This window comes from Nitrospirota bacterium (genome assembly GCA_004296885.1).
Lineage (GTDB): Bacteria > Nitrospirota > Nitrospiria > Nitrospirales > Nitrospiraceae > SYGV01.
This window is the reverse complement of record SCVN01000018.1, coordinates 32,810-51,324: the sequence shown is the minus strand read 5'-3', so window position 1 is coordinate 51,324 and position 18,515 is coordinate 32,810. Positions and strand designations below refer to the sequence as shown.

General features: G+C 63.9%; 18 protein-coding genes and 1 pseudogene. 13 read left to right on the top strand and 6 right to left on the bottom strand.

The window, feature by feature from the left end; all coding sequences use genetic code 11:
* Nucleotides 1-14: 14 nt before the first annotated feature.
* From EPO61_11175 to EPO61_11155, 5 genes are all read right to left on the bottom strand, one after another.
* Entirely contained in the window at nt 15-473 is a 459-nt protein-coding gene (locus EPO61_11175) for a PH domain-containing protein (GenBank protein TAJ07998.1), read from the bottom strand.
* A 267-nt stretch (nt 474-740) separates the two neighbouring features.
* Nucleotides 741-839 carry a DUF1614 domain-containing protein gene (locus EPO61_11170; protein ID TAJ08049.1) on the bottom strand — a complete coding sequence of 33 codons (99 nt, stop codon included), beginning with the start codon at nt 837-839 and terminating at the stop codon, nt 741-743.
* A gap of 4 nt (nt 840-843) precedes the next feature.
* Complete coding sequence (polX, locus tag EPO61_11165) at nt 844-2,568, bottom strand: DNA polymerase/3'-5' exonuclease PolX (protein TAJ07997.1); 1,725 nt, start codon at nt 2,566-2,568, stop codon at nt 844-846.
* Between the two features lie 134 nt (nt 2,569-2,702).
* The gene (arcC, locus tag EPO61_11160) at nt 2,703-3,662 is read right to left on the bottom strand and encodes a carbamate kinase (GenBank protein TAJ07996.1); all 960 of its coding nucleotides are present in this window, start codon (nt 3,660-3,662) and stop codon (nt 2,703-2,705) included.
* Nucleotides 3,655-4,989, bottom strand: coding sequence for a GTPase (locus EPO61_11155; GenBank protein ID TAJ07995.1), 1,335 nt, complete (start codon nt 4,987-4,989; stop codon nt 3,655-3,657). The genes arcC and EPO61_11155 overlap by 8 nt, the downstream gene beginning before the upstream one ends.
* 341 nt (nt 4,990-5,330) lie before the next feature.
* On the opposite strand from EPO61_11155, the gene acsA reads away from it, so the two are divergent.
* The 8 genes and pseudogenes from acsA to EPO61_11115 all read left to right on the top strand — a co-directional run bounded on the left by acsA (nt 5,331) and on the right by EPO61_11115 (nt 12,950).
* Nucleotides 5,331-7,091 carry an acetate--CoA ligase gene (gene acsA, locus EPO61_11150; GenBank protein ID TAJ07994.1) on the top strand — a complete coding sequence of 587 codons (1,761 nt, stop codon included), beginning with the start codon at nt 5,331-5,333 and terminating at the stop codon, nt 7,089-7,091.
* A 149-nt stretch (nt 7,092-7,240) separates the two neighbouring features.
* Complete coding sequence (gene pdhA / locus EPO61_11145) at nt 7,241-8,179, top strand: pyruvate dehydrogenase (acetyl-transferring) E1 component subunit alpha (protein ID TAJ08048.1); 939 nt, start codon at nt 7,241-7,243, stop codon at nt 8,177-8,179.
* 31 nt (nt 8,180-8,210) lie between these two features.
* Entirely contained in the window at nt 8,211-8,471 is a 261-nt protein-coding gene (locus EPO61_11140; GenBank protein TAJ07993.1) for a YtxH domain-containing protein, read from the top strand.
* Between the two features lie 59 nt (nt 8,472-8,530).
* Nucleotides 8,531-9,511 carry an alpha-ketoacid dehydrogenase subunit beta gene (locus EPO61_11135; GenBank protein ID TAJ07992.1) on the top strand — a complete coding sequence of 327 codons (981 nt, stop codon included), beginning with the start codon at nt 8,531-8,533 and terminating at the stop codon, nt 9,509-9,511.
* 50 nt (nt 9,512-9,561) lie between these two features.
* Nucleotides 9,562-9,924 carry a sulfite exporter TauE/SafE family protein gene (locus tag EPO61_11130; protein TAJ07991.1) on the top strand — a complete coding sequence of 121 codons (363 nt, stop codon included), beginning with the start codon at nt 9,562-9,564 and terminating at the stop codon, nt 9,922-9,924.
* Nucleotides 9,925-9,951: 27 nt separating this feature from the next.
* Nucleotides 9,952-11,139 carry a 2-oxo acid dehydrogenase subunit E2 gene (locus EPO61_11125; protein ID TAJ07990.1) on the top strand — a complete coding sequence of 396 codons (1,188 nt, stop codon included), beginning with the start codon at nt 9,952-9,954 and terminating at the stop codon, nt 11,137-11,139.
* Between the two features lie 8 nt (nt 11,140-11,147).
* The gene (locus EPO61_11120; GenBank protein ID TAJ08047.1) at nt 11,148-11,420 is read left to right on the top strand and encodes an acyl carrier protein; all 273 of its coding nucleotides are present in this window, start codon (nt 11,148-11,150) and stop codon (nt 11,418-11,420) included.
* A 17-nt stretch (nt 11,421-11,437) separates the two neighbouring features.
* Nucleotides 11,438-12,950 (top strand): annotated as a pseudogene (locus EPO61_11115) (phosphate--AMP phosphotransferase).
* A gap of 21 nt (nt 12,951-12,971) precedes the next feature.
* Here the strand turns inward: EPO61_11115 and EPO61_11110 are convergent.
* Nucleotides 12,972-15,140 (bottom strand): cyclic nucleotide-binding domain-containing protein, encoded by a 2,169-nt coding sequence (locus EPO61_11110; GenBank protein TAJ08046.1) that lies wholly within the window; start codon nt 15,138-15,140, stop codon nt 12,972-12,974.
* 490 nt (nt 15,141-15,630) lie between these two features.
* On the opposite strand from EPO61_11110, the gene EPO61_11105 reads away from it, so the two are divergent.
* From EPO61_11105 to EPO61_11085, 5 genes are all read left to right on the top strand, one after another.
* Nucleotides 15,631-15,930: a hypothetical protein gene (locus tag EPO61_11105; protein TAJ07989.1), complete on the top strand. Its 300-nt coding sequence runs from the start codon at nt 15,631-15,633 to the stop codon at nt 15,928-15,930.
* A 32-nt stretch (nt 15,931-15,962) separates the two neighbouring features.
* Complete coding sequence (locus EPO61_11100; protein ID TAJ07988.1) at nt 15,963-16,157, top strand: hypothetical protein; 195 nt, start codon at nt 15,963-15,965, stop codon at nt 16,155-16,157.
* 578 nt (nt 16,158-16,735) lie between these two features.
* The gene (locus tag EPO61_11095) at nt 16,736-16,963 is read left to right on the top strand and encodes a hypothetical protein (protein ID TAJ07987.1); all 228 of its coding nucleotides are present in this window, start codon (nt 16,736-16,738) and stop codon (nt 16,961-16,963) included.
* A gap of 307 nt (nt 16,964-17,270) precedes the next feature.
* On the top strand, nt 17,271-17,726 hold the full coding sequence (locus EPO61_11090) for an Hsp20/alpha crystallin family protein (protein ID TAJ07986.1): 456 nt from the start codon (nt 17,271-17,273) through the stop codon (nt 17,724-17,726).
* Nucleotides 17,727-17,819: 93 nt separating this feature from the next.
* A complete protein-coding gene (locus EPO61_11085) occupies nt 17,820-18,494 on the top strand; it encodes a phosphoribosyltransferase (protein ID TAJ07985.1) in 675 nt (224 codons plus the stop codon).
* The last annotated feature ends 21 nt before the right edge of the window (nt 18,495-18,515 follow it).

The window sequence follows — 18,515 nt, the reverse complement described above, 5'->3', positions numbered from 1 at the left end:
GAGGGTACGGTACGCTAGTCGGCCGGGGCGGCACCAGCCGGCCTCATGGCTTCGAGTCGGTTCCTCACCACCTCCGGATCGTTGATCCCGCGCAACCGGATCTGTCCGCCGCCGGCGGTTCGGATCACGAGTGTGCCGATGCCCAGCCACTGGGCCATCGGCCCTTGTCGGATCGTCAGCTCCTCGATGTGCGGTATGGTCACGGTTTCGATCACGCGACCGGTGTAGCCGTTGGTCACCACCACGCGGCTGGCGGTGATGCTGTACTTGGCCCATCGGCGCAGAGCTGCGGCGCAGGCCAGCAGCGCGACGGCTCCACCCAGCCACAGGCTCCAACCAGGGATTTCGAACTTAAGCAACAACAGGCCACGCGAAGCGGTCAACAAGCTCATAAAGTAGAGCCAGACAAACTGGCCCCAAGACGGATAGGTGTTCCATCTGATGGTTTCATCGCTGCTGGGTGGTTCGGTCATGCCGGCCGCTCTGATCGGGCGCAAGGCGCTCGCTGAGTTACAGCAAGGGCAATGCCATCGGGCTCGACCAGGCAGCGGGAGAGATTCCTTGGAAAACAAGGGTATTGCGGGCGGCGATGTCCTTTTTTCGAGACGGTCCAGGAAAACCTGCTACAGCGTGGCGGAGAAACTGTAGCGAAAGACTACACAGGAAAAAGAAGAGCCGATCTGGCAGAGGCACAGACGTGCGCTTGCCTGAGTCGGGACTGGCAGCCTCCTTCCGGCGGTTCAAGCGAGATAGGCGGCGACGATGCCGGACAGCACGATCTCGTCGAACGTGCCGGCCCCCCCGATGCTACCGTCCCCGTGGCGCGTTGCTTCCGACAGGTCGTTACATCGTTCGCTGGAGCAGCGGGCGCAAGGCGCTCAGCGGTCTGCTGTTCAGCACATCGGCCGGTTCCAGCCATCCACGCCGGGCCTGTCCGACGCCGAACCGAAGGTGCTCGAAGTCGAGCACGCTGTGGGCGTCGGAGTTGATGCTGACCAGCACTCCCTCTTCCTTCGCCATCCGGCAATAGGCATCGGCAAGATCCAGCCGCTCCGGGTGCGCGTTGACTTCCAGAAAACATTGCCGCTCGCGCGCCTGTCGGATCACGCGCGGCAGGTCCACGTCGTAGGGTTCCCGTTCCTGAATCAGGCGCCCGCTCGGATGGGCCAGGATCGTGAAATGCGGCCGGTCCATGGCCCGCAGAATCCGCTCGGTCTGCCGCTCGCGCGGCAGGTTGAAGTGGCTGTGCACGGCGGCCACGACCAAGTCCAGCCGGCCGAGCACGCCGTCCGGCAGGTCCAGCCGGCCATCCTCCAGAATGTCCACCTCGATCCCCTTGAGCAGGGTAATGCCCGGTCGGGTCTCGTTCAGCCGGTCGATCGCGTCCAGTTGGGCCAGCAACCGTTTGGCGTCCAGGCCGTGCGTCATGGTGAGTCGTCGGGAATGGTCGCACACCGCCAGGTATTCGAAGCCGCGCTCGCGAGCCGCCCGGGCCATCTCCCTGAGGCTGTTCCGGCCGTCCGTCGCGTTGGTGTGGGCATGCAGGTCGCCTCGTAGGTCGCCGAGCTGCACGAGCTGCGGGAGCCGACCCTCCCGTGCCGCGTCGAACTCGCCGCGATTTTCCCGCAGCTCCGGCGGAATCCAGGGCAGCCCCACCGCGGCATAGACGGATTCCTCCGTCTGCCCCGCCACGTACTGCTCTCCTTTGAAGACCCCGTATTCGTTGACCTTGAGTCCCCGTTGCTGCGCCAGCTGGCGCAGCACGATGTTGTGCGCTTTGCTCCCCGTGAAATACTGGAGCGCGGCTCCATAGCTCTCCTCGCCGACCACCCGCAAGTCCACGTGCAGGTTGCAAGCGAGACGGACGGTGGCCCTGGTGCCACCGCGGGCCAGTACTTCTTCCACTTCGTCGTAGGAGACGAACCGGTCCATCACCGGGCTGTCGGCGCGGGCCGTCGCCAGGATGTCCAGATCGCCGATCGTCTCTCTGCCCCGTCGATAGCTGCCGGCCGCCACGACCCGGCCGATGCCCGGCGAGTCCTTGAGGTAGGCCACCAGCGCCTCGGCATACTGGGCCGCCGTGGCAAGCTTGAACCGGGCCTCGGCGCCGGCCCGCGCCTCCAGTTCGTGCAGAATCTGCCGCTCCAGTTTTTCGCCGAATCCTGCCAGCGCGTTGATGCGGCCGGCACGGGCGGCGTGATGCAAGTCCTTGAGCGTCCGAATGCCGAGCGCACGGCTGAGCGTCTTGACCCGCTTGGGGCCGAGCCCCGGAATCTTGAGCAGTTCGGTGAGCGTGGGCGGCACGGCTCTCCGGTGCTCGTCGAGCATGGCGGTGGTGCCGGTCTTGACGATGTCCTCGATCTTGCCGGCCAGGTCCTTGCCGATGCCGGGCAGCTCGGTCAGGTCCTCGCCTTGGGCCAGCAGGCTGGTCACCTCGCGGCTCAAGTCGCGCAGGGTGCGCGCCGCGTTGCGGTAGGCGCGAATACGGAATGGATTGGCGTCCTCGATTTCCAGCAAGTCGGCGATCTCGTCCAACTTGGCGGCGATATCGGCGTTATGGACCGGCATGGCAATCGCTCATCGGCCCGGAGCCTGTGGGCGGGTCTTCTTCTTGACGATCCGCTCCCGTTCGCTCGCCTGCTTGAGTTCGGCGAATTGCTTGGCCTGGCGTTTCGGCATGTTCTTGAAGGATGTCTTCTGTTTCATGGTTTGTCCCCCCGGGTCGGGTACAGGTGCGTCCCGGCCGAGCCGTCGAACGCGGCCAGCGCGTTCTCCGGACTGGTGATGATGACCTCCCGCCCGCCCTGTTCCAGAAACTGCACGGCAGCCTCGATCTTGGGTCCCATGCTGCCGGGCGCAAAGTGGCCTTCGGCCAGATAGGCCCGGGCCTCCTGTACCGTCAGGGCGGCGAGGGGCCGTTCCTTCGGCGTCCCGAAATCCAGCATGACCTGCTCCACCGCGGTCAGGTCAAGAATTTTGTCGAGCCCAAGCTCCATGGCCAGGCGGCTTGATGCCCAGTCCTTGTCCACGACGGCCTCGACCCCGACCAGCGTGCCGTCACGTTCCCGACGGACCGGAATGCCCCCGCCGCCGGCGGCGATGACGATGACGCCGGCCTCAACGAGCCGACGGACAACCGAGGCTTCGACGATCCCGATCGGGAGGGGCGAGGGCACCACCCGCCGATAGCCCCGGTGCGCGTCTTCAGCGATCTGCCATCCCGGCCCGCGCCATCGTTCGGCTTGCTCCTTCGTATAGAAGGGGCCGACAGGCTTGGCGGGATGCACCATCCGCGGATCGTCCGGATCGACGAGCGTTCTGGTGATGACGGCCGCAACCGGATGATCGCCGATCCCGCGTTGCCGCAAGAGGTTCTGCAGGCATTGCTGGATCACGTAGCCGGTTTCTCCTTGCGACTGCGCGACGCAGACATCCAGCGGCAGGTCATAGGCCTGCCCGCGCGCTGCTTCGGCACGGAGCAGAATGTGTCCGACTTGCGGGCCGTTCCCGTGCGTAAGAACCACTTGATGCCCGCGCCGGATCAGCTCGGCGACTCCGGCCAAAGCCGATGGCAGGTTGGCCGTTTGCTCGTCGAGCGTTCCCCGTTGCCCGGTTTTCACCAAGGCATTGCCGCCCAGTGCGACCAGAATCCTCTCAGGCATGGGCCTTGACCTTCTGCAGGAATCCTCGCACGACATCGCGAAACGTCAGGCCGCCGACTTCTTGCAGCTCATAGGTCACCCGCACGGTGGGCTGCGCGATCTGAATCACGCGCCGCAGGTCCGCCGGGGTGGCGATCAATACCAGATCGCACGCGACTCGTCCGATCGTCTCTTCGAGCTCTCGTATCTGCTGGGGCCCGTAGCCCATGGCCGGGAGCAAGGGGCCGATATGCGGGTAATCGGCAAAGGTTTGGCGAATCGACCCGACGGCCCAAGGTCGCGGGTCCACAAGTTCGCAGGCGCCCCATTTTCTGGCCGCGAGCGTCCCGGCCCCAAAGCTCATGCCTCCGTGGGTGAGCGTCGGGCCATCCTCCACGACCAGGACCCGCTTCCCGCAGACTGTCGCCGGATCGGTCACCGACACGGGCATGGTGCACTCGATCACGGCAGCGGCCGGATTCTCCCGGTGGAGGCTCTCGCGCAGAGCCCCGATCTGCTCCGGGCTGGCGCTGTCCAGTTTGGTCAGGACCATGACCTGCGCCCGGCGCAAATTGACCTCGCCGGGAAAGTAGCGCCGTTCATGCCCGGCCCGGTGCGGGTCCATCAGGACCATCTCCAGGTCTGAGGCGAAAAAAGGCCAATCGTTGTTGCCTCCGTCCCAGAGGATCACATCGGCGTCCGCTTCTGCGTGACGCAAGATGCGTTCATAGTCCACGCCGGCATAGACGGGGATGCCGTTTGCGATATGGGGTTCATACTCTTCCATCTCTTCGATCGTGCAAGCGGCGCGAGTCAAATCTTCGAGGCTGGCGAAACGTTGCACGGCCTGTTTGGCCAGGTCGCCGTAGGGCATGGGATGGCGGACGACCGCCACACGGAGCCCCTCGCTGCGGAGAATGGCCGCGATCTTGCGGGCCGCCGGGCTTTTGCCGCAGCCGGTCCTGACTGCACAGACCGAGACCACCGGCTTGCTGGAGGCCAGCATCGTTGCGCGCGGACCGAGAAACCAAAAGTCCGCTCCCTGGGCCATGACTTGCGAGGCCTTGTGCATGACGGTTTCGTGCGACACGTCGCTGTAGGCGAAGACCACCCGGTCTGCCTGATGTGTCTCGATCAAGGATTCCAATTCCGCCTCGGCGTGGATCGGGATGCCCTTCGGGTAGAGGGGGCCGGCCAGGACCGGCGGATAGAGCCGCTCGGCAATATTCGGAATTTGCGCGGCGGTGAAGGCGATGACCCGGTACTGGGGGTCTTGGCGGAACCGGACGTTGAAATTGTGAAAGTCCCTCCCGGCCGCCCCCATGATGAGCACCTTGGTCTGATCCATGGCATGGTTCCTCGTCTTGTGGCGATCGCTTCAAAAGGCAAGAACTGTGCGCAGTCACTTGCATCTTGCTACGCCTGGAAGCGCTATGATTTCGCGCACCTGGTTGCTGGTAACCGGCCACGGCCTGCGAGGAGGGGCGGCAGGAGTAAAGGCCTGACGCGATTCTCCCCGTACCTGTTCTCCGGCTTGATGAATAATGCTACAGGCCGATGGAGGGCTGTGGGACGACTGCGCCCATCGGTCTGATTTCTTGAGGATTTGTTCTCGCGCCTGCCGGAAGCAGGCCGACTCTCCTTTGGTCTGGCCTTTGCACCAACAGAGGGTAAGTGAGGAATGAGCCTGTGTCCTGGGAACCGATCGTCAAATCGAGGCGCGACTGGGAAGTGGTGCCGAACCTCAGCGAGTATGGGGAGGCGCGGGCGCACTTTTCCTGGGGACGGGCGCGACAGGATCTCGACGGGCTTCCGGGCGGGCAGGGCCTCAACATCGCGCATGAAGCGGTGGATCGTCACGCGGCCGGTCCCCGGCGGGACCATGTGGCGTTGCGCTGGCTCGGCAAGAACGGGGAAGTCCGCGACTACACGTACGGTCGGCTGGAAGAACTGACAAACCGGTTTGCCAACGTCCTGCAGCGGCTCGGCGTGGTCAAAGGGGACCGGGTCTATGTCTTGGCCGGCCGCATCCCAGAACTTTACATTACCGCGCTGGGCACGCTCAAAAACCGCAGCGTCTTCTGCCCGCTCTTTTCGGCCTTCGGCCCGGAGCCGATCCGCGCCAGGTTGGCCCTCGGTCAGGCGAAAGTCCTCGTGACCACCGAGTCGCTCTACCAGCGGAAAATAGCCGGGTTGCGGGCGTCCCTCCCCCATCTCCAAGACGTGCTGCTCGTCGGAGACGCCCACAAGCCGACGGACGTGCCGGGAACGAAAGACTATTACTGGCTGATGGCGGAGGTCGGCGATCGCTTTGCGATCGGGCCCACCGATCCTGAGGACATGGCGCTGTTGCATTTCACCAGCGGAACGACCGGCACGCCCAAGGGAGCGGTGCACGTGCACCAGGCGGTGGTGGCCCATCACATGACCGGCAAGCTGGCGCTCGACTTTCACAAAGAGGATATCTTCTGGTGCACCGCCGACCCGGGCTGGGTGACCGGCACCTCCTACGGCATCATCGCTCCGTTGACGAACGGCATCACGAGCATCGTAGACGAGGCCGAGTTCGAGGCCGAACGGTGGTACCGTATCTTGCAGGATCAGCGCGTGACGGTCTGGTACACGGCCCCCACGGCCATCCGCATGATGATGAAGGCGGGCCTGGAGCCGGTCCGCAAGTACGATCTGCGGCCATTGCGGTTCCTGGCCAGCGTGGGCGAGCCGCTGAACCCGGAGGCGGTCGTCTGGGGTCAGCAGGCCTTCGGGAGACCGTTCCACGACAACTGGTGGCAGACCGAGACGGGCGGGATCATGGTCGCCAACTACGCGGCGATGGACGTCCGGCCCGGCTCCATGGGGCGTCCCCTCCCGGGAATCGAGGCGGCGATCGTGCGCAAGACCTCCGAGGGGACGATCGAGGTCGTGCAGGAGCCGGCGGTCCAAGGGGAGCTGGCCTTGCGGCCCGGCTGGCCCTCGATGTTCCGGGCCTACTGGAACGAGCCGGAGCGGTACCAGAAATGTTTCGCCGGCGGGTGGTACCTGACCGGCGACCTGGCCAAGCGTGATAAGGACGGGTATTTTTGGTTCGTCGGCCGGGCGGACGATGTCATCAAAACCTCCGGTCATCTGATCGGGCCGTTCGAGGTCGAGAGCGTGCTGCTCGAACACAAGGCGGTGGCCGAAGCGGGCGTGATCGGCAAGCCGGACCCGGTCGCGCTGGAAACGGTCAAGGCCTTCGTGTCGCTCAGGGACGGCTACCAGCCCTCCCATGACCTGCAGCGGGAATTACTGGGCTTTGCCAGGGCCAGGCTCGGCGCGGTGGTGGCGCCGAAAGAGATTGAGTTTCTTCCCTCCCTCCCCAAGACCCGTAGCGGAAAGATCATGCGTCGGTTGCTCAAGGCCCGTGAACTGGGCTTGCCCGAGGGAGACACCTCGACGCTGGAAGCGTAAGAGGGGACGATGGGGAGACGCGGAGACATGGCGATGCGGCGGCATAAAAGGGACGAATCCCCGCGTCTCCCCGTCACCTCCTCTCCGCGTCGTGTGCGTGCAAGGGAGTGCCTATGAGTCTCGCGGTTGAACGTGCGCATGCCTTGAAGTTGTTGCGGCAGATGCTCCGCATTCGCCGCTTCGAGGAAAAGGCGGCGGAACTCTACAGCCTCGGCAAGATTCGCGGCTTTCTCCACCTCTACATCGGCGAAGAGGCGGTGGCGGTGGGAGCGATGCAGGCGCTCACGCAAGAGGACGCCCTTGTGGCGACTTATCGGGAACATGGCCAGGCGCTCCTGCGCGGCACGCCGGCCGGCTCCTTGATGGCGGAGCTCTACGGCAAGGCCAACGGCTGCGCCAGGGGCCGAGGCGGCTCCATGCACTTCTTCGATGCCTCGCGCCGCTTTTACGGCGGGATGGCCATTGTGGGCGGCGGGTTGCCGGTGGCGGTCGGGCTGGCCTTGGCCGACAAACTGCAAGGCAAGGCCCGCGTGACCGCCTGTTTCTTCGGGGATGGAGCGGTGGCGGAAGGCGAGTTCCACGAATCGCTCAACCTGGCGGCGCTGTGGAAGCTGCCGGTGCTGTTTCTCTGCGAGAACAATCTGTATGCGATGGGAACCGCCTTGTCGCGCCATCAGGCCCAACCGGACATCACGCTCAAGGCGCAAGCCGAGGGGGTCCCCGCCGAGGCCGTGGACGGCATGGATGTGCTGGCCGTTGAGGAGGCGACCAAACGGGCCGCCGAATCGGTGCGCGGCGGCAACGGTCCGTCCTTGCTGGAATATCGCACCTATCGGTTTCGCGCCCATTCGATGTACGACGCGGAACTCTACCGCACAAAAGAGGAGGTCGCGCAGTGGAAGCAGCGCGATCCGATCTCGATCTTCGAAGGGCAACTGCGGGAATGGAAGTGTCTGACCTCCGAGGACCTGGCGGCCATGGAGGAGGATATTGCCGCGGAGATCGCCGCGGCTGTGGCGGAGGCGGAGGCGGGACCCTGGGAGCCGGTCGAAGACCTGACGAAGTATGTGTACACCATTTTGAAGTAGGACAGTGAGGCGTTTACAAGGAGGAAGCATCATGGAGAGAGAAGACGGCAATGTGGAGGGGCTGATCGTGGCGTTTTTGGGCGGCGTGCTCATCGGCGCGGCTGCGGGTCTGCTCTTGGCTCCCAAGTCGGGGCGGGAAACCAGAGCCACCTTGAAGGATTACGCGCAAAAGGCGGAAGAAGAGATGGCGGAGAAGGTCAACCGCATCAAGGCCTCGATTGCGTCCTGTCAGCAAGCCTGCGAGGACCATCTGAAGGCGCATAAGGAACATGCGCGAGGGCCTGTAACCTAGGCCCAAGACGAAGCGCCGGTGTATGTTGGCCTGTGTCATGAAGATCAGGGCGTGACGCGATGACGAAGATCACCTATCGCGAGGCGGTGCGGGCCGGGTTGCGCGAGGCGCTGCTCGGCGACCCGCGGGTCTTTCTGATGGGCGAGGATGTCGGTCGCTACGGTGGGGCCTATGCCTGCAGCCGCGGCCTGCTGGAGGAATTCGGCCCCGAGCGCATCCGCGACACGCCTCTCTCGGAGTCCGCTTTCGTCGGGGCCGGCATCGGCGCAGCCCTCGGCGGTATGCGGCCCGTCGTGGAAGTCATGACCGTCAATTTCAGCCTGCTGGCCCTGGATCAGATCGTCAACAACGCGGCGACGATCCGGCACATGTCCGGCGGGCAGTTCAGCGTGCCCCTCGTGGTGCGCATGGCCACCGGAGGGGGCCGTCAGGTGGCGGCGCAACATTCCCACAGTCTGGAGGGCTGGTATGCGCATATTCCCGGGATCAAGGTGGTGACCCCGGCGACCGTGACCGATGCAAAAGGCATGTTGCTGGCCGCGCTCAAGGAACCGGACCCGGTGTTTATCTTCGAGCATGCCTATCTCTATCCCACCGAGGGGGAATTGGACGAATCGGCGGCGGTGGAGCTGACCCGGGCGGCCGTGCGCCGGTCGGGGCGCGATGTCACCGTGATCACCTTCGGCGGGTCGCTCTGGAAAGCGATGGACGCGGCCGACCGACTGGCCGGCGAGGGCATCGACGCCGAGGTCATTGATCTGCGATCGTTGCGCCCGCTGGACACGCCGACGATCCTGACCTCGGTCGCCAAGACTCACCGGGCCCTGATCGTGGACGAGGGCTGGCGGACCGGCAGCTTCGCGGCCGAAATCAGCGCGCAGATCATGGAGGGCGGGTTCTACGAGTTGGACGGACCGGTGGCGCGCGTCTGTAGCGCGGAGGTTCCGATCCCCTACCCCAAACATCTGGAGGATGCGGCGCTGCCCAACGTCGCGGCGATCGTGCATGCTGTCCAGCAGTCGGTGAAGTCCCATGGTTGAATTCCAGATGTTCATGCTGAGCTGCCGCGTGAATATGAGGGGGACACCCTATGCCTAATGAGTTGCTCTTTGTGATTCTGGGAGTCACGGCCGGCATCCTGAGCGGGCTGATCGGCGTTGGAGGAGGGGTGGTGATCGTTCCTTTATTAATCTTCCTCTTTGGTTTCTCGCAGCATGAGGCCCAAGGGACGACGTTGGCTCTCTTGGTTCCGCCCATTGGGCTGCCGGCCGCCTGGACTTATTATAAAAGCGGATATGTGAATTTCGAAGTCGCCCTGCTGATCTGCGCGGGGTTTTTCCTAGGGGGCCTGTTGGGTGCGAAATTGGCTATCGGCATTCCCAACGTCATGTTGGAACGAATCTTCGGAGTGGCGATGCTTCTGATTTCGTTGAAAATGCTCCTCGCGAAGTGAGAATCTTGCCGGACATGGTGACGCTGCATGGCTGAGTTTGTGATGCCCACGCTGGGGGCCGACATGAGCGCCGGCACGTTGGTCGCCTGGAAGAAAAAGCCTGGTGATCGGGTGACCCGTGGCGAGGTCATCGCCGAAGTGGAAACCGACAAGGCGGCCATCGACGTCGAAGTCTTCGCCAGCGGCATGATCGAAAAACTCCTGGTACAGCCGGGCGAACAAGTGCCGGTCGGCACAGTGATGGCCATCATCCGGGAGGAAGGCCAGCCGGCTTCGGCGTCGGTTGCTGCCCCGCTCCCGCCTCCCACGACAGGCGAAGTCCCGGTGCCGCCTCCGTCTCCGGTTCGCGCGGCTCCGCCCTCCCCGCTTCCGGCAGTCGAGCCGAGCCGCATGAAGATTTCCCCTTCCGCCAAACAGTTAGCAGCCCAGCTTGGCGTGGACCCGGCCAAGGTGCGCGGCACAGGGCCGGAGAGCGCGATTACGCGGGAGGATATCGAACGGGCCTCGGCGAAGCCTGTCCCGCCGGCCGAGCCGGAAGCGGGCTTGGACCGAATGGGACGGATGAGGCAGGCCATTGCCGCGGCCATGGCCCGCTCCAAACGGGAGATCCCCCACTACTACCTGGGCAACACCATCGATATGAGCCGGGCGATGACCTGGCTGACTGACGAAAATCGGAAGCGGGCCGTCACGGACCGGCTTCTCTATGGGGTGTTGCTGATCAAAGCCGTCGCCCTGGCCTTGCGGGAAGTGCCGGAGCTGAATGCGGTCTGGAAAGAAGGGCAAGCGGCGCCGAGCCAAGGCATCCACGTGGGCGTGGCGATTTCTCTCCGGGGCGGTGGTTTGGTGGCGCCGGCCCTCCACGACGCGGATCGTCAAAGTCTGGACGAGCTGATGCGCAACTTCCGCGATCTCGTGAAACGGGCGCGCGCCGGCACCTTGCGCAGTTCCGAACTGTCCGACCCGACGATCACGGTGACCAGCCTCGGGGAACAAGGCGTCGAGACCGTCTTCGGCGTCATCTATCCCCCGCAGGTGGCGCTGGTAGGATTCGGCAAAGTCGTGGAGCGGCCCTGGGTCGCCGAAAGCCGGGTCGAGGCCAGGCCGGTGGTCACCGCGACGCTGTCCGCCGACCACCGGGTGACCGACGGCCATCGCGGCGGCCTTTTTCTGGCCGCGGTTGATCGCCTCTTACAGGAGCCGAGCCGCCTATGAGTTCCCCACTGACCGCCGAAGACGTGAAACGCATCGCCCTCCGTATCCTGGGGGAGATCGCGCCGGAAGCGGACTTGCCCTCGCTCAAGCCCGACGTGAGCTTCCGGGAGCAACTGGATATCGACTCCATGGACTTTCTGAACTTCGTGATCGCTTTGCACGAAGCCCTGCAGGTGGAGATTCCGGAGGCGGACTATCCGAAGCTCGCCTCGTTGAATGCCTGCGTCGAGTATCTGACGGCCGCGCCCGCATCCGGCCCCGCGGGCGAGCGTCGCGCCTAACCGAACACGGAGACCCTATGCTGGAGACGATCGACCTGGCCCATTCGTTGGCCAAAGATGGCTACAAGAAGAAAGCGCCGCCGCTCCGCGAGAAGCTCCGTCTTCTGCAGTATCAATGCAAGGCGGCGGAGATTCCCACCGTCATCGTGTTCGAGGGGTGGGACGCGGCGGGCAAGGGGCGGATCATCTCGCGGCTCCTCGAAAGGCTGGATCCGCGCGGGTTCAAGGTCCACCCGGCCCGCCCTCCCACGAGCGAAGAAGAGGCCAAGCCGTTTCTCTGGCGCTACTGGGTCCACCTCCCGCAAGACGGTGAGATCGCCTTGTTTGACCGCTCTTGGTACGGCCGGGTGCTGGTCGAACGGGTTGCCAAGATGGTGCCGAAGAAAGTCTGGCAGCGGGCTTTCGAGGAGATCAGCCAGTTCGAGCGACAGCTGGCCGAGGACGGGGCGGTCATGGTCAAATTCTTTCTGCACATCTCGAAGAAAGAGCAGAAGCGCCGGTTCCTGAAGCTGGAGAAGGACAAATTCGAGAGCTGGCGGGTCACCAAGTGGGACTGGCAACACCATCGGGATTACGACAAGTACCTCCTCGCGACCGAAGAAATGCTGGCCAAGACGGATGCGCCCTACGCGCCATGGACCATCGTCGAGGCGACGGACGGCCGATTTTCAGAAATCAAGGTCTTTGAAACGTTGGTGAAGGCGATGGAAGAGGCGCTGGCCTGGCGGAAGGCTCATGGAGTGGAAATCGGGCGCAGCCAACTGTCTCGTGAAGCGCGCGCTCGGCGGGGGGCTAAGCCGGCCGCATCGGCAAAGGAGAAGAGAGATGCTCGAACGGGTCGATCTCGGGAAAAAACTGCCTGAAAAGAAATACTGGGGCGAGATCAAGAGTTGGCAGGTGCGGCTCCGGAACGAATCCCTGCGCTTGTTCAACGAAAAGCGAATGGCCTTGGCCGTCTTCGAGGGCTGGGATTCGGCCGGCAAGGGAGGGAGCATCAAGCGGGTGACCGAAACGCTCGACCCGCGCGGGTTCAACGTGAATACCTTCGGGGCTCCGGCCGGAGCGGAGGCCCATCATCACCATCTCTGGCGGTTCTGGAAAGCCCTGGCGCCACAGGGCCAGCTGGCCATCTTCGACCGGTCCCACTACGGACGCGTGTTGGTGGAGCGGGTGGAGGGGTTCTGCACCGAGCAGGAATGGAAGCGGGCCTATCGGGAGATCAACGAATTCGAGTGGCAGCTCGTCAATTTCGGAACGGTCGTGGTCAAGTTCTGGCTGCATATCGACCAGGACGAGCAGTTGCGCCGGTTCAAGGCTCGAGAGCTGGACCCCTTCCGTTCCTACAAGCTCACCGAGGAAGATTGGCGGAACCGCGCGAAGTGGGATCGGTACTACGAAGCGGTGGAGGAGATGCTGGAGAAGACCAGCACCACCTGGGCGCCCTGGACGGTGGTGGAGGCCAACGACAAGCACTATGCCCGCGTCAAAGTCGTGCAGACGATTGCAAAGGCCCTGGAGACGGCCAAGTAGCGGCACCGGTCACGATTCTGCTCACGCTTCTTCGAGGGCGCGGAGCTCGGCATCGGTTTGCCGCAGCCGGATCGCCAGCGCGCGGGCCAGGCGGGCGAAGGTTTTCCGGCCCACCATCGGATGGTCCGTGGCCGCGGCGTCGAAGCGGCTGCGGGACAGGACGTACAGATCCGTGGCGGTCGTCGCGACCGCCGCGGCCGACCGCAGGCCGCGGTCGAGAAATGCCATGTCTCCGAAGAAATCCCCCTTGCCGAACGTCGCGAGGTGGTGAGACTTGCCCCCCTCCAGGGGGAGGATGATCCGGACGCTTCCCTTCCTGACCAGAAACAACTCGTCCCCCTCGTCGCCCTGATTGAAGATCGTCCGCCCCGCCTCGACCGTTCGTTCCATGGCGCAGGCGTCGAGAGCCGTCAACGTGTCGGCATCGAAGCCCTTGAACAGGTCGATCTCGGCCAGTGCGAGCGGCGCTCCCGGTCCGGTCTGGAGCAGATGCGCCTCCTCCAGAATCCGGTCCTCGATCCACTCCAGGGCGTCATCCAATTCGTTGAAGATCCGGACGTTGCGGGAGGGTTTGACCAGTCCCACCTGGTCGAAGTACTTCTGCAGGTCTTGGCCCGTAGGCAGGCTGGGAGGGAGATTGGCGAGCAGGAGGCGTCCCTTGTGTTCGGCAAGCCGCGCCTCGATCTGCTCCAGCAGATGCGCGGCCGTGAAATCCACGGATTGGACGCGGCGCATGTCGAGGACGACGTAGGTCTTGCGCTTCAGGTCTGATTCCAGCTGCGTGAACAGCTGATCGGCGGTCCCGAAGAACAGACTCCCCTGCAATTCATAGATCGCCGTCCTGTCGCCCTGTTGCTCGAGGACCGCCGCCTGTTCCGGAAGCCGGCGCAGCTTGGAAAACGTCTGGCCGCCGGAGGTCTTGCGGCGGACGACCGTCCCGCGAATCTGCTCGCGGAGAAACAGCATGACCGCCAATCCCACCCCGACGCCGGCGGCGGCGATGAGGTTGACGCTGACGGCCGTCACCACGACGGCGGCGATGACCCCAAAATCGAGGATCGTGGACTTCTGCCCGAGCAGGCGCACGCTGTCCCGATCGACCATCCGGGAGGCGACCACGATCAGAATGCCGGCCAGGCCGGCGACCGGAATCCAGGCCACAAGCCAGCCTAGAAACAACAGGACGGCCAGGGCAAAGGTTCCCTCGAGGATGCCCGACAAGCGGGTCTGTCCGCCGCTGTTGATGTTGACCAGCGTCGCTCCCATGACGCCGGAGCCGGGGATGCCGCCGGTGACAGCCGACGCCAGATTGCCCAGGCCCTGCGCCGCCAGTTCTCGGTTGGACCGGTGCCGGCTCCTGGTCAACGCATCCACCACCACGCAGGTCTTGAGGGTGTCGACGGACAGCAGGACGGCGAGCGTCAAGGCGGGCATCAGCGCCAACTGCAGATCGCTCGGGCTCAACCGGCCGATCGCGCTCCAATGGCCCGTGATGGCCGCCAGCGGCGAGCCGCCGGTTCCGCCGATCGGCCCGATGACGTGGGCATTCCCGGACAGGGTCCACAACTCGTGGTGCCACAGCCCCAGGCTGAAATAGGCCGCCATCCCGCCGGCGAGCCCCAGGATGGGACCCGGCACGATCCGAGTGACCTTCGGCGCCAGGAGCATCACCCCGATCGTCACGAGTCCCACGCCGAGGTCGAACTGACTCCAGGTCGAGGGGGCCACCAGTCCGTCCCACAAGCCCGTGCCTTTCTGCAGTCCCAGGAGTTTGGGAAGCTGACCCAGGAGAATCAGCAGCCCCACGCCGCTCAAGTAACCGGCCACCACAGGATAGGGGATATACTTGATCAGGGTGCCGCCGCCGATGACCCCGAAGAGAAACTGCATGGCGCCGGCCAGCAGGGCGACCAGCGTCAGCAGCATCAGAATCTGTTCCGGCTGAATCGGCGGTAAGGCTCCGGCCTGGCCGGGCTGGAGCCAATCGGCGACGAACGCGGCCAGGATTGCGGCAGCCGGCGCACAGGGCGCCGAGATCAGACGGGGCGTCCCTCCGAAGAGGGGCGCAATGATCCCGATGGCGATCGTCCCGAGGATGCCCGCCACCGCCCCTTGCGCGGCATAGGCCGGCCCCAGGGTCCCGTAGATGATGAGTCCGAAGGCGATGGAGGAAGGAAGGGCGACCAGCATGGCCGCGAGGCCGCCCCAAGTCTCCGCCACATGGGTTCGCAGTAAGGCCATTATCCTCGGGTCCTTGTTGCCGGACCGGCCTGTGTCTTGTGCATCGGTGCGCAGCCAGATATAGGATCAGGCCAAGCCGTCGGGCGGCCGGCCAAACCGGTCAGCGAAGGACGGCGGCTCATCCCCGGCGCAAGGCCTCCGAGACAGGCTGCATGGAGGATGCCAGAGCCAGACGGCGCGCACCCATTATTTCTCATGTGGGATTGTTCTCAAACGGTCCGGGACAGAACAGGAAAGCACCCACACGCTTCTGTGAACAACGCCCGTTCGATCCTCTCGGCTTCAGCCTGGGGCATTTCGCAGCAGATCGGCCTGATCGGCTTGACGAGAAACACCCCACACAGCGTATTCGGCACGGCTCGATGTCTGATGCTTCTGTTCCGTAACTTCGCTTCGCTGCGGTGCATTTGACGGTCCATACGGATGGCACGCGCTCCCCTTGCTCGCTGGCATCCGGCATGCACCGATTCAGCTCTGGAGCCAAGGTGGCGCCTGGTTCCAGGACGAGCAGTTGCGTCGGTTCAAGGCCCGCGTGGCCCCTTTCCGTTCCTACAAGCGCATTGGGAAAGATGAGCGGAACTGTGCGAAGTGGGATCGGTACTACGAAGCGGTGGAGGAGATGCTGGAGAAGACCAGCACCACCTGGGCCCCCTGGACGGTGGTGGAGGCAAACGGCAAGTACTATGCCCGCGTTACAGTCGTGCAGACGTTGACGAAAGCCTTGAAAACCGCCAGGTAGGCGCCGGCGGTCGGCCTGCGAGGAAGGAAGACATGATCAAGGTCATTGATCGGACCATTCAGCCGATTTCCTTGGAACCGATGTTCGATGCCAAGGGACTCATCCTCACCATTCATGGGGACCAGCCCCAAGGGAACGGAGCGACATCCTTGTCGCTGCGGGAAGCTCGCTTGCTTGCCTACGGATTGCTGGCTGAGGCGGAACGACAGGAACCGGAGCAACTGTAACAAAAAACGGGCCCGCCCTCATGTGGGCCACCGAACCTGCCGACTGGCCAGAACCGATCCGGACAACCCAGCGGTCACTCTCGCTTAGCCATCCCGCGCCTCCCTTGGGCCACCGCCCAACTCCGGTTGTGCCTACGGGCACCTGCGAGGCGGCGCGTCCCTTCGGATCGATCCCGCTCCGGCACAGGAGCGGCGCCCTTTGCACGCTGGCTGCATGAGGGCGAGTCACCAACCTTCGGCTGCGAACCGTCATCCGCTTCTCTACCCTCCCACGTTAGGAAGTAAGCATCTCTTGCCGGTGGTCAACTCTCCGGACGAAGGGTTACCCTTAGCGCTCCCGGACCGGATTCTTCGCCGAATCTCTCCCGATGATCATTAGTCTGTGGCGTGAGTCCACAGTATCCGTTTATCCCACTGTCCTGAAATGCCGCGCCGGTTTATGCGCTTCCGAGAGAACACAAGAACAAGGCTATGTTTCAATGGGTTACAAAACCGATCTTTCCGCTCGTCCTGGCATCGGGCATGCAGAGTCGGAAGGAGACGATCTCGACTCTTATGGAAAAAACCAGGAGGGTACCATGAACCGACAGTTGATGGTGGCCGACCGGATTCTCGAGACGGTCTCGCAAATGCCCGGCTGTCTACTGGACGAAGTGGTCATGGCCTGCCCCGACCTGAGCTGGAATCAGGTTTTCCTCGAGGTGGATCGTCTCAGCCGGGAAGGCCGCGTCTGCCTCACGCCGAAGGGGACGGGGCGCTACGTCCTCCAACCGGGGAGGAAAGGGGGCCGCAGTGTTCACGTCTAAGCGGGTTAATCCCGGCCATTGTCAGCGTTGCGGCCGGCTGATGGTCATGGTGCGGCTGCCGGGGTTGCGACCGGGCGAGGAGGTTCATCCTCTTGTGGGATGGCGGTGTCTCATCTGCGGGAAGATTGTGGACCTGCACGGAGTTGGACACAGGCACGAGGGTCTTCAACGAGAAGACGCCCGACCTCGTTCGGGGGAGTCGACAAGGGGGCGGTACGGCTCACAAGGCCTCGCTGATTACGGTCATTCTACCAAGATCTCAAGGTAAGCGGCAAACGCGCTTCCATCACAACAAGGAGGAGTTGCTATGAATGCCATCACACGTTGGGATCCGTTCAAGGAACTGGAGGATATGCAGAGTCGGTTGAACACGATGTTCGGCCGCGCGCCGGTCCGCAAGAACGGCGACAAAGAGGAGGCCATGACGGTGGCCGAGTGGGCCCCGCTCGTGGACATCACCGAGGACGACAAGGAATATCTGATCAAGGCCGAGTTGCCAGAAGTGAAAAAAGAAGACATCAAGCTGACCGTCGACGAGGATGTGCTGACGATCACGGGGGAACGGAAATACGAGAAAGAAGAGAAGGGCAAGAAATACCACCGCGTGGAACGAGCCTATGGCAGTTTCATGCGCAGTTTCACCTTGCCGGAAGATGCGGATGCGTCCAAGGTGTCCGCCGATTGCAAGGACGGCTTGCTCAAGGTGCACCTGCCGAAGTCGGAAAAAGCCAAGCCGAAGAGCATCGAGGTCAAGGTGGCCTGAGCGGCCGGTCCTCCCAGCCGTCTTTCCGGTCCGCATTGGAATGTCCGGCGGGGCGGATCCCGAACCGGTGAGGGCCGAACAGGAGGACGTGGCGTGCTCATCTTGCGGGATCGGGAAGAAGCGGGGCGATTATTGGCGGAACGGTTAAGCGCCTATCGGGACGACCCCCAGGCGTTGATCCTGGCGCTGCCCCGTGGCGGGGTGCCGGTAGGCTATATGTTGAGCCTGGCGCTGCACCTGCCGCTGGATGTGTTGATTGTCCGCAAGCTGGGTGCGCCCGGCAACCCGGAATATGCCGTTGGAGCAGTGGCGGAAGGCGGCGCGCTCTATCTGAATCGGGAAGGGCTGCGGGATCTCGGCTTGGGCCGCGAGGACCTCAACAAGCCGATTCGAGTCCAGGAAGAGGAAATTACCCGGCGGCAGGCCCTTTACCGCGGCGGCCGGTCTCTGCCGCAGATGACCGGCAAGACGATTGTGTTGGTGGATGACGGGATTGCGACGGGGTCCACTTTTTTTGCCTCGATCGCGGCGGTGAAGAAGCTCAAGCCGGATCGACTGGTGGCGGCCATTCCGGTCGGGCCACGGGAGACCCTGCTGCGGGTGCAGCGGGAGGTCGACGCGTTGGTCTGTCTGATGACGCCGGAGCCGTTCTTCGCCGTCGGCAACCACTATGAGGAGTTCGCGCAAGTCGAAGATGCGGCGGTCGTCCGATATTTACAGGCCGCGGCTGCATCGTTGCGCGAAGGGCCGCGCGCATCGCGCGCGTAACGTAACAGAGTTCAACCGAAG

Coding starts and splice junctions, on each gene's coding strand:
- EPO61_11175 (TAJ07998.1), bottom strand. CDS start 473: ATGACCGAACCACCCAGCAGCGATGAAACCATCAGATGGAACACCTAT.
- polX (TAJ07997.1), bottom strand. CDS start 2,568: ATGCCGGTCCATAACGCCGATATCGCCGCCAAGTTGGACGAGATCGCC.
- arcC (TAJ07996.1), bottom strand. CDS start 3,662: ATGCCTGAGAGGATTCTGGTCGCACTGGGCGGCAATGCCTTGGTGAAA.
- EPO61_11155 (TAJ07995.1), bottom strand. CDS start 4,989: ATGGATCAGACCAAGGTGCTCATCATGGGGGCGGCCGGGAGGGACTTT.
- EPO61_11140 (TAJ07993.1), top strand. CDS start 8,211: ATGGAGAGAGAAGACGGCAATGTGGAGGGGCTGATCGTGGCGTTTTTG.
- EPO61_11135 (TAJ07992.1), top strand. CDS start 8,531: ATGACGAAGATCACCTATCGCGAGGCGGTGCGGGCCGGGTTGCGCGAG.
- EPO61_11130 (TAJ07991.1), top strand. CDS start 9,562: ATGCCTAATGAGTTGCTCTTTGTGATTCTGGGAGTCACGGCCGGCATC.
- EPO61_11125 (TAJ07990.1), top strand. CDS start 9,952: ATGGCTGAGTTTGTGATGCCCACGCTGGGGGCCGACATGAGCGCCGGC.
- EPO61_11110 (TAJ08046.1), bottom strand. CDS start 15,140: ATGCTGGTCGCCCTTCCTTCCTCCATCGCCTTCGGACTCATCATCTAC.
- EPO61_11100 (TAJ07988.1), top strand. CDS start 15,963: ATGATCAAGGTCATTGATCGGACCATTCAGCCGATTTCCTTGGAACCG.
- EPO61_11095 (TAJ07987.1), top strand. CDS start 16,736: ATGAACCGACAGTTGATGGTGGCCGACCGGATTCTCGAGACGGTCTCG.
- EPO61_11090 (TAJ07986.1), top strand. CDS start 17,271: ATGAATGCCATCACACGTTGGGATCCGTTCAAGGAACTGGAGGATATG.